The 8,599-nt window shown below is 61.9% G+C and carries 11 protein-coding genes; 2 read left to right on the top strand and 9 right to left on the bottom strand.

Features of this window, described 5'->3' with window-relative positions; genetic code table 11:
- Positions 1-310: IS3 family transposase (locus BM216_RS11950; RefSeq protein ID WP_143102768.1), on the top strand; the 310-nt coding region annotated here is incomplete at its 5' end.
- A gap of 113 nt (positions 311-423) precedes the next feature.
- Complete coding sequence (locus BM216_RS11945) at positions 424-1,491, top strand: NAD(P)/FAD-dependent oxidoreductase (RefSeq protein WP_348272001.1); 1,068 nt, start codon at positions 424-426, stop codon at positions 1,489-1,491.
- 6 nt (positions 1,492-1,497) lie between these two features.
- On the opposite strand, the gene BM216_RS11940 is transcribed toward BM216_RS11945, so the two are convergent.
- The 9 genes from BM216_RS11940 to BM216_RS11900 form a co-directional block, all read right to left on the bottom strand.
- Positions 1,498-2,520, bottom strand: coding sequence for an LLM class flavin-dependent oxidoreductase (locus tag BM216_RS11940; RefSeq protein ID WP_092999337.1), 1,023 nt, complete (start codon positions 2,518-2,520; stop codon positions 1,498-1,500).
- A gap of 156 nt (positions 2,521-2,676) precedes the next feature.
- Entirely contained in the window at positions 2,677-3,402 is a 726-nt protein-coding gene (locus BM216_RS11935) for an esterase family protein (RefSeq protein ID WP_092999335.1), read from the bottom strand.
- On the bottom strand, positions 3,399-4,364 hold the full coding sequence (locus tag BM216_RS11930; RefSeq protein ID WP_092999333.1) for an acetylxylan esterase: 966 nt from the start codon (positions 4,362-4,364) through the stop codon (positions 3,399-3,401). Before BM216_RS11930 ends, BM216_RS11935 begins: the two co-directional genes overlap by 4 nt.
- Positions 4,365-4,413: 49 nt before the next feature.
- Positions 4,414-4,707, bottom strand: a complete 294-nt coding sequence (locus BM216_RS11925) for a type II toxin-antitoxin system RelE/ParE family toxin (RefSeq protein WP_092999331.1) — start codon at positions 4,705-4,707, stop codon at positions 4,414-4,416.
- A complete protein-coding gene (locus BM216_RS11920) occupies positions 4,700-4,966 on the bottom strand; it encodes a ribbon-helix-helix domain-containing protein (protein WP_092999329.1) in 267 nt (88 codons plus the stop codon). Before BM216_RS11920 ends, BM216_RS11925 begins: the two co-directional genes overlap by 8 nt.
- A gap of 89 nt (positions 4,967-5,055) precedes the next feature.
- Entirely contained in the window at positions 5,056-6,456 is a 1,401-nt protein-coding gene (locus BM216_RS11915) for an NAD(P)(+) transhydrogenase (Re/Si-specific) subunit beta (protein ID WP_092999327.1), read from the bottom strand.
- 3 nt (positions 6,457-6,459) lie between these two features.
- On the bottom strand, positions 6,460-6,858 hold the full coding sequence (locus tag BM216_RS11910) for a proton-translocating transhydrogenase family protein (RefSeq protein WP_092999325.1): 399 nt from the start codon (positions 6,856-6,858) through the stop codon (positions 6,460-6,462).
- Complete coding sequence (locus BM216_RS11905; protein WP_092999323.1) at positions 6,848-8,140, bottom strand: Re/Si-specific NAD(P)(+) transhydrogenase subunit alpha; 1,293 nt, start codon at positions 8,138-8,140, stop codon at positions 6,848-6,850. The genes BM216_RS11910 and BM216_RS11905 overlap by 11 nt, the downstream gene beginning before the upstream one ends.
- 78 nt (positions 8,141-8,218) lie before the next feature.
- Positions 8,219-8,443 (bottom strand): aa3-type cytochrome c oxidase subunit IV, encoded by a 225-nt coding sequence (locus BM216_RS11900; RefSeq protein WP_092999415.1) that lies wholly within the window; start codon positions 8,441-8,443, stop codon positions 8,219-8,221.
- Positions 8,444-8,599: the final 156 nt, after the last annotated feature.

The following is an 8,599-nucleotide window of genomic DNA, read 5'->3' as shown; positions in this document are numbered from 1 at the left end:
GCCGATCCTGCATTCCGACCAGGGCTGGCACTACCAGATGGTCGGCTATCAGCGGCAGCTCGAAAAGCACAACATCGTCCAGAGCATGTCGCGCAAGGGCAACTGCCTCGATAACGCAGCCATGGAAAGCTTCTTTGCCATTCTCAAATCCGAATTCTTCTACCCGACCAAATTCGAAAGCGTCCAAACTCTCAAAGACGGCATTGCCGACTATATCCGATATTATAACAACGACAGGATCAAACTGAAACTCAAAGGGCTGAGCCCTGTACAATACAGGACCCAGCCCTCAAAACTGCCCAGCGCCTAATCTGTCCAACTTAATGGGGTCAGTTCAATCCGGCGGGCTTTTCTTTTCCAGTCGCCGTCACGGATCGCAGTCGCTTCACGGCGTTAGTTTCGAGCACCGGAGGCACCTTGCCCATGTCACGCAGCATTACTGTCATCGGCGGCGGTATTATCGGCGCCTCCATCGCCTGGCATCTTACCGCCGCCGGAGCGAAGGTTCGCCTCGTCTGCGAGACACCCGGCGGCATCGCAACGCCGAACTCCTTTGCCTGGATCAATGCCAGCTGGGGCAATCCGCATGACTATTTCAAGCTGCGCATGCGCGCCATTGCGGAATGGTCGCGGCTGAAAGGCGAGGTTCCGGAGCTTCCCCTCTCCTTCAAGGGCGGTATCTGCTGGGACATGCCCGAAAGCGATCTGCTCGCCTATGCAGAAAATCACGCCGCATGGGGCTATGACATTAAACGGATCGAGGCGGCGGAGATCAGTGCGAGAGAGCCTGCCCTCGCCGTCGTTCCGGATTTCGCCCTTCATGTTCCCGCCGAGGGCGTGGCAGAGCCGCGCATGACCGCCGACCTGCTGATCGCCGACGCTAGGCGCCGCGGCATGGAACTGGATGACAATGTCCGCGTGACCGGCCTGCGCAAGGATGAGGCCGGGCGGATCATATCGATTACCACCGATCACGGGGAATGGCCGGTAGAGGAAGTTGTGCTGGCCGCAGGTGCTGCAACCGCCGCACTCGCCGCGACGATCGGCATCGACGTTCCGGTCGAGACCCCGCCCGGCCTTCTGGTTCATTCAAGGCCGGTGGCCCCGATGATCAACGGGCTCGTCATCGCCCCCGAGCTTCACCTGCGCCAGACAGCGGAAGGCCGGCTTGTGGCCGGCACCGATTTCGGCGGCATGGATCCCGGCACCGATCCCGATGGAGCAGCAGCCGAACTCTTCGCCAAGGTGAAGGCCTTCGTGAAAAACGGCGAAAGCCTGGAAATGGAATTCCATACGATCGGCTACCGCCCGACACCCGAGGACGGCTTCCCGATCATCGGCCGGGCGGATGGCGTGGAAGGTCTTTACCTGGCCGTCACCCATTCGGGCATCACGCTGGCGCCCGCAATCGGCCTCTTCGCCGCCCGGGAAATCCTGGACGGCGAAAAGGAGGCGCTGCTTGCGCCTTATCGCTTGTCGCGTTTCGAATAGTCGCCGTTAGCGCCAGCCCAGCGCCGGCGCGACATGCTTCAGGATCGCCTCGATGACATGGGCGTTGTATTCTACGCCCAGCTGGTTCGGCACGGTCAGCAGCAGCGTATCGGCCTCGGCAATCGCCTCGTCCTCACGCAACTGCTCGATCAGTACGTCGGGCTCCGCCGCATAGGAGCGGCCGAAGATCGCCCGCGTCTTCTCGTCGATGAAGCCGATCGAATCGTCTTCCTTGCCGCCACCGCCGAAATACATCCGGTCGCGATCGTCAACGAGCGCGAAGATCGAGCGGCTGACCGAGACGCGCGGTTCACGCTCATGGCCGGCTTCCTTCCAGGCCTCGCGATAGGCGCGGATCTGCTTGGCCTGCTGGACGTGGAAGGCCTCGCCGGTTTCGTCATCCTTCAGGGTCGAGCTCTGCAGGTTCATGCCCTTCTGCGCCGCCCACACGGCCGTCGCATTGGAACCCGCGCCCCACCAGATGCGCTCCCTCAGGCCTTCGGAATGCGGCTCCAGGCGAAGCATGCCGGGCGGATTGGGGAACATCGGCCGCGGATTGGGCTTGGCAAAGCCCTGCCCCTTCAGCACATCGAGAAAGACTTCCGCGTGACGGCGGCCCATGTCGGCATCGCTCTGGCCCTCACCCGGCTCGTAGCCGAAATAGCGCCACCCATCGATCACCTGCTCCGGAGAGCCGCGGCTGATGCCGAGCTGCAGGCGCCCCTGCGAAATCAGGTCGGCGGCCCCCGCATCCTCCGCCATGTAGAGCGGGTTCTCGTAGCGCATGTCGATGACGCCAGTGCCGATCTCGATCTTCGAGGTCCTGGCGCCCACGGCCGCCAGAAGCGGAAACGGCGAGGCGAGCTGCCGGGCGAAATGGTGGACGCGGAAATAGGCACCATCGGCGCCGAGTTCCTCGGCCGCAACGGCAAGGTCGATCGACTGCAGCAGCACGTCACCGGCCGAACGGGCCTGCGACTGCGGCGACGGCGTCCAATGGCCGAAAGAGAGAAAACCGATCTTCTTCATGGGATCACTCCAGACACGTGGAAAGAATGTTGCCCGTTACATGGCATGTCCACGCACCGTTCGTTAGTCCACGGATGAAGACGGATTGTTTGGGAATAGTGAACGAAATAAGTCCGGCGTTATCAAAACATGCGCCGATTGGTGACGCTGCCGACCTCAGATATAAAGCGGCGCCATCTTTCTCCAGGCGCTGGCGCGATGCGCCCGTCCGTCCCAGACATGGACCTGATGGCCGATCCCCTTCGTCGCAAGGACACCGCTCAGGTGACGGTTGTTGTCGAGAAACGGATCCTCGCCGCCGATCGCCAGAACGATATCCATGCGCCGCAAGCGCTCGAGTTGCCACTCGCAGAAGAGGCCGGGCAGGAAGTGAGACGGCGTGTGGAAATATACCCGCTCGTCATAGTAACTCTCGAACAGGTCGCCGAAGCTTTCGACCTTCAGCGTCAGATCATACCGGCCTGAAAAGGCGACCAGCTTGCTGAACAGATGGGGGTGGCGGAAAGCGAGGCTTGCCGCCTGGAAGGCACCAAGGCTGCAGCCATGGACGATCGTGCAGTCATGGGAGTTCTTCGCCGCCATCAGGGGCAGAACCTCGTTGAGGATATACTCCTCGAAATCTGCATGTCGCCCGATACGGGCCGCCGGATCCTGCCGGCCATAGAAAGTTTCGCCGGCAAGGCCCTCGACACAATAGAGCTGGAGATGACCGGCCTCGATCTTGTCCGAAAGGCTGGCAACGATCCCGAGCTGCTCGTATTCGAAGAACCGTCCGTCGCGGGTGGGAAACATCAGCACTTTCGCGCCGCCATGGCCAAAGATCAGGAGTTCCATCTCGCGATGGAGCCGCGGACTGTACCAGCGCAGATATTCACGGTTCATGGCACCTTGAAAAACTGTCCGACCCGGTCGCGCAGGTCCCCCTCTTGCGACGCCTGTTCAGGATAACCGAAATGCCCGGCATCCAGGATGAATTTTTCATTATATTTTGCGGGCGGCAGCGCATTGGCGACCGCGAACTGGCAGGGCGGCGCGACCGCTGGATCGAACAGCGCGAGGCTCATCAGCATCGGCACCGTGATGCGCCGGGCGGCGACCGCAGAATCATGCAGCCTCAGCGTCGGCAGGGCATTCCCATGCTGCGCCTGATAGGACTGAACGGATGCTGCGCTGCCGATACTCGGCAATGTCAGCCTCAGTTCCTGATGGCCGAATGTCGGCAGCGACAGGTGTCCCCGGTCGATGCGGTCGTCCCACGGGATCGCCAGCCCGCCGATCCCGCCGCCGAAGCTGACGCCGCTATAGCCGATCCGGCCAGTGATCCGGGGATAGAGCAGTTCCAGCACGCTGACGGCAACCCACAGGTCCTCGACGCAGCCACCGATGATATAGCGCTCCGGCTTGTCGATATCATGCAGGACATGCCAGACGGCTTCCGTCGAGATCGGCGGTCTCGCGCTGCGCGACATGCCGCGGAAGCAGAGGAAGAGGACGGCCGTCTCCTCGACGGGAATGTCGAAACTGGGAGCGTCCCGTCCGCCATAGCCATGCCCGACGACGAGGCCGCGCCTTATCTCGCCCGCCTTCGGCAGAAGCAGCCAGCCACCGATCGGGAAATCATCCGTCGAGCGGTAGCCGATATTGAAGACCTGCCACCTGGGGTGACGCAGCGGGTTACGGTCGAGCTTCGGCGCCGGATCGACGGCAAGCGCGCGGCGATAGCGATCCTGCCAGAAGGCCTCGAAGCCATCAGGCGCCACGGGCGGCGCGATGGCCTCGAGCTGGGCGAGATCCATGCCATAGGTGGGATCGAAGTCGAACGGATGGGGGATCGGGGTGGTCATCGAATGACAACTCTGAACGCGAAGCCAGATCTTCTAGTAGAGGCTACGTTCATGGCTTGAGGAAACGGATCAGGCTGCGCATGTGAACCACGGCGAGCAGCAATACGCCCTCCTCGGAGATCTCGTACAGGATGACATGGCGAGCGTGACCGTGCCGTCTGACACCATCACCGAATTCAGAAGCCGGGCGCCCCATATGCGGGTTCTCAGCCAGCAGTTCGAAACAACGCGTCAGCTCGTCATTGTAACGCCGTGCCTGCGGCACGCCGAACGTTTCTATTCCGTAGCGAATGATTTTGACGACGTCCGCCTCGGCTCTCGCAGTGAGCCGGTATCTAGGCAAGCCCGGGCTTTCTCGTGTCGGCAGCACGTTGCGCTTCGGCGAACAACTCGTTCATGGTCTTGGTGCCGATACCGCTGGCCCTGGAGGTTCGGACCAGCAACTGGACCTCTTCGAGCGACAGTTCCTCGCCCTGTGCGATCCGCTCCTGCGTGACGAGGTCGGCCATATAGTCGCCGGCACTCGCATAGCCGCCTTTGAGAACTTGCTCCTCGAGCCAGTCCTGTACATCGTCTGAAAGCGGAACCGTAATGCTTGCCATCGTCATCTCCTGACAACAGCACTATCGCATGATCCCATTTTATAAAAAAGCCCGGCATTGCCGGGCTTTCTCAGTCGCATTCTAAAGGTTCAGGCCTTCATCGCCTTGACGATCTCTTCCGTCATCTTCTTGGCGTCGCCGAGCAGCATCATCGTGCCGTCCTTGTAGAACAGCGTGTTGTCGATGCCGGCATAGCCCGAGCCGAGCGAGCGCTTGACGAAGAGGCAGGTCTTGGCCTTGTCCACGTCGAGGATCGGCATGCCGTAGATCGGCGAGGTCTTGTCGTCGCGTGCCGACGGGTTGGTGACGTCGTTGGCGCCGATGACATAGGCCACATCCGCCTGGGCGAATTCGGCGTTGATGTCTTCGAGTTCGAACACCTCGTCATAGGGCACGTTGGCTTCCGCCAGCAGCACGTTCATGTGGCCCGGCATGCGGCCCGCGACCGGATGGATCGCGTATTTCACCTCGACACCATGTTCCTTCAGAACGTCGGCCATTTCGCGAAGCGCGTGCTGCGCCTGCGCCACCGCCATGCCGTAGCCTGGCACGATAATGACCTTTTGGGCATTCTGCATGAGGAAGGCGGCATCGTCGGCCGAACCCTGCTTCACCGTCCGCTGCACGCCGTCATCTGCGGCCGCAGCGCCCGCATCGCCGCCGAAGCCGCCGAGAATGACGGAGATGAAGGACCGGTTCATGCCCTTGCACATGATGTAGGACAGGATCGCGCCGGACGAGCCGACGAGAGCACCGGTGATGATCAGTGCCAGGTTGCCGAGCGTGAAGCCGATGCCGGCCGCTGCCCAGCCGGAATAGGAATTCAGCATCGACACGACGACGGGCATGTCGGCGCCGCCGATCGGCACGATGATCAGCACACCGAGGGCAAATGCGAGAGCCACGATCAGCCAGAAATCGAGATGGCTCTCCGTTTGCACAAGGCCGACGACGAACACGATGATCAGGATCAGAAGACCGATATTGATCGCATGCCGGTAGGGCAGCATGATCGGCTTGCCGGACATGCGGCCGTCGAGCTTGAGGAAGGCGATGATCGAGCCGGTGAAGGTGATCGCGCCGATCGCGGCACCGATTGCCATTTCGACAAGCGCCTGGCCATGGATCTCGCCGATCTCGCCGATGCCGAAGGAATGCGGAGCATAGAGCGCCGCGGCGGCCACCATGACGGCGGCAAGGCCCACCAGCGAATGGAAGCCGGCGACAAGCTGCGGCATGGCCGTCATCGGAATGGTGCGGGCGATATAGGCGCCGGTGCCACCGCCGATGGCGAGCGCCAGCACGATCAGCAGAAGACCGCCCAAGGTCGGCGTTGCGAGCAGAAGCGTGGTGACGATGGCAGTACCCATGCCCACCATGCCGTAGATATTGCCCTTGCGGGACGTCGTCGGATGCGAAAGCCCACGAAGCGCCATGATGAACAGCACGCCGGAGACGAGGTAAAGAAAGGCTGCAAGGTTCTGGGACATCACTTAGCGGTCTTTCTTCTTGTACATCGCAAGCATGCGGCTGGTGACGAGGAAGCCACCAAAGATATTCACGGACACCAGCACGAGAGCGACGAAGCCGAAGCCGGTCGCAAAGCCGCTGGCGGAAATGCCGACAGCGAGCAGCGCACCGACGACGATGACCGACGAAATGGCATTGGTGACGGCCATCAGCGGCGTATGCAGCGCCGGCGTCACCGACCAGACGACGTAATAGCCGACGAAGATCGACAGGACGAAGATCGCGAGCCGGAAGACGAAAGGATCGATCGCTCCGCCGGTTGCGACACTCGCGGCCTCGGGCGCCTGCTCTGCGGCAGCGATCACGGCGCCAACAGCCTGATCCAGCTGATCAAGCGCCTTCTGCATGGTTTCACTGGCCATCGGAGCTCTCCTTCTTCGGCTCGGCGGAGCTGCTCGCGGCAGGCTTCTTGCGGGTCTTCGGTATCGGCTTGGCGACGCTTCCGGCAGCGGCGGCGACCGGCTTGGCCTTCACGGCAGCAACGGCCGGTTCGGCCGTCACAACCGCAGCGGCAGCCGCTTCGGCAAATGTCGGATGGATAACAGAGCCGCCATGGGTGAGCAGCGTCGCCTTGACCAGTTCGTCCTCGAGATTGAGCGAAAACTCCTTCGTGGTCTTGTCGACCATCGTCTCGATGAAGGCGAAGAGGTTGCGGGCGTAGAGAGCCGAAGCCGAGGCAGCGATGCGGCCGGCGACATTGGCATAGCCGATGACGCTGACGCCTTCGACTGTCGCGATATTGCCCTTCTCCGAACCTTCGATATTGCCGCCGCGCTCGACGGCGAGATCGACTGCCACCGAGCCGGGCTTCATCGACGCCAGCATGGCGCGCGACACGAGCTTCGGCGCCGGACGGCCGGGGATCAGAGCTGTGGTGATGACGATGTCCTGCTTGGCGATATGGTCAGCCACGAGTGCTGCCTGCTTCGCCTGATACTCGGCCGACATCGGCTTGGCATAGCCGGCAGCCGTTTCGGCAGCCTTGAATTCCTCGTCCTCGACGGCGACGAACTTTGCGCCGAGCGAGGCGACCTGTTCCTTGGCGGCGGGGCGAACGTCGGTGGCGGTCAACACCGCACCGAGGCGGCGCGCCGTGGCGATCGCCTGCAGGCCGGCGACACCGGCCCCCATGACGAAGACCTTTGCGGCAGGAACGGTGCCTGCGGCAGTCATCATCATCGGCAGCGCGCGGCCATATTCATAGGATGCATCGATGACGGCGCGGTAGCCGGCAAGGTTCGCCTGGCTGGACAGGACGTCCATAGACTGGGCGCGCGTGATACGCGGCATCAATTCCATCGAGAATGCGCTGATCCCGGCCTTGGCCATCGCCGCAAGGGCCGCTTCGTTGCCATAGGGGTCCATGACAGCGAACACCACCGTGCCCGGCTTGTAGGCCTTGAGCTCAGTCGCGCCAGGTCGGTTGACCCTCAGCACGATGTCCGCCTCGGCGGCATCGCCGGCCTTGCCGATCTTTGCGCCTACGGCCTCGAAGTCACCATCCGGAATGCCGGACGAAAGCCCTGCCCCGGTCTCGACGATAATCGAGAACCCGAGGCCAGCGAGCCGCTTGACGCTCTCAGGCGACGCGGAGACACGGGGCTCGGAAGAGCCCTCGTGTGAAACAAATATGGTTTTCTGCAAAGACTAGCTTCCCCTGTAGTCACAAGGCCGAGTCAAAAGAAGGTAGAGTCCCGTCCGTTGCGAGCCGACATGGTCGGCTCAGCGCAACAGAAAGACACCTGCAATATTGAGAACGATGAACACGATCAGGCTTCCGACAAGCCCGGCGCCCCCGTAAAATCCGGCAGCCATGGCGATCATCAGCACGATAATCGACATCGTGCCCCACTTCGCCCCGGCCAGAAAAAGCTCATAGGTCTTTTCGTGCTCGGAATAATCCATAGCCGCGCCGACTTCCGCCGGTCCGCTGTGATGATCGTCCATCAATCCCTCCCATTGACCATCGACCACCGCCTTCATTGCGAAGACGGCACCCATCTCCAGGCTGGTCCGGTTTCGGCACAGCCGTCGTCATGAGTCGCACAAAGGCCGGCAAAGCGCAATCGCGGCACTTTGTCTCGCATTCCGACGGTTGCAATA

The organism is Rhizobium sp. NFR07 (assembly GCF_900111905.1).
Taxonomy (GTDB): Bacteria; Pseudomonadota; Alphaproteobacteria; order Rhizobiales; family Rhizobiaceae; genus Neorhizobium.
This window is presented reverse-complemented; position numbering and strand designations above follow the sequence as displayed.

Excerpts from the sequence above, each read along its gene's own strand:
- BM216_RS11945 (WP_348272001.1), top strand. The coding sequence starts at position 424 with ATGTCACGCAGCATTACTGTCATCGGCGGCGGTATTATCGGCGCCTCC.
- BM216_RS11940 (WP_092999337.1), bottom strand. The coding sequence starts at position 2,520 with ATGAAGAAGATCGGTTTTCTCTCTTTCGGCCATTGGACGCCGTCGCCG.
- BM216_RS11935 (WP_092999335.1), bottom strand. The coding sequence starts at position 3,402 with ATGAACCGTGAATATCTGCGCTGGTACAGTCCGCGGCTCCATCGCGAG.
- BM216_RS11930 (WP_092999333.1), bottom strand. The coding sequence starts at position 4,364 with ATGACCACCCCGATCCCCCATCCGTTCGACTTCGATCCCACCTATGGC.
- BM216_RS11920 (WP_092999329.1), bottom strand. The coding sequence starts at position 4,966 with ATGGCAAGCATTACGGTTCCGCTTTCAGACGATGTACAGGACTGGCTC.
- BM216_RS11915 (WP_092999327.1), bottom strand. The coding sequence starts at position 6,456 with ATGTCCCAGAACCTTGCAGCCTTTCTTTACCTCGTCTCCGGCGTGCTG.
- BM216_RS11910 (WP_092999325.1), bottom strand. The coding sequence starts at position 6,858 with ATGGCCAGTGAAACCATGCAGAAGGCGCTTGATCAGCTGGATCAGGCT.
- BM216_RS11900 (WP_092999415.1), bottom strand. The coding sequence starts at position 8,443 with ATGGACGATCATCACAGCGGACCGGCGGAAGTCGGCGCGGCTATGGAT.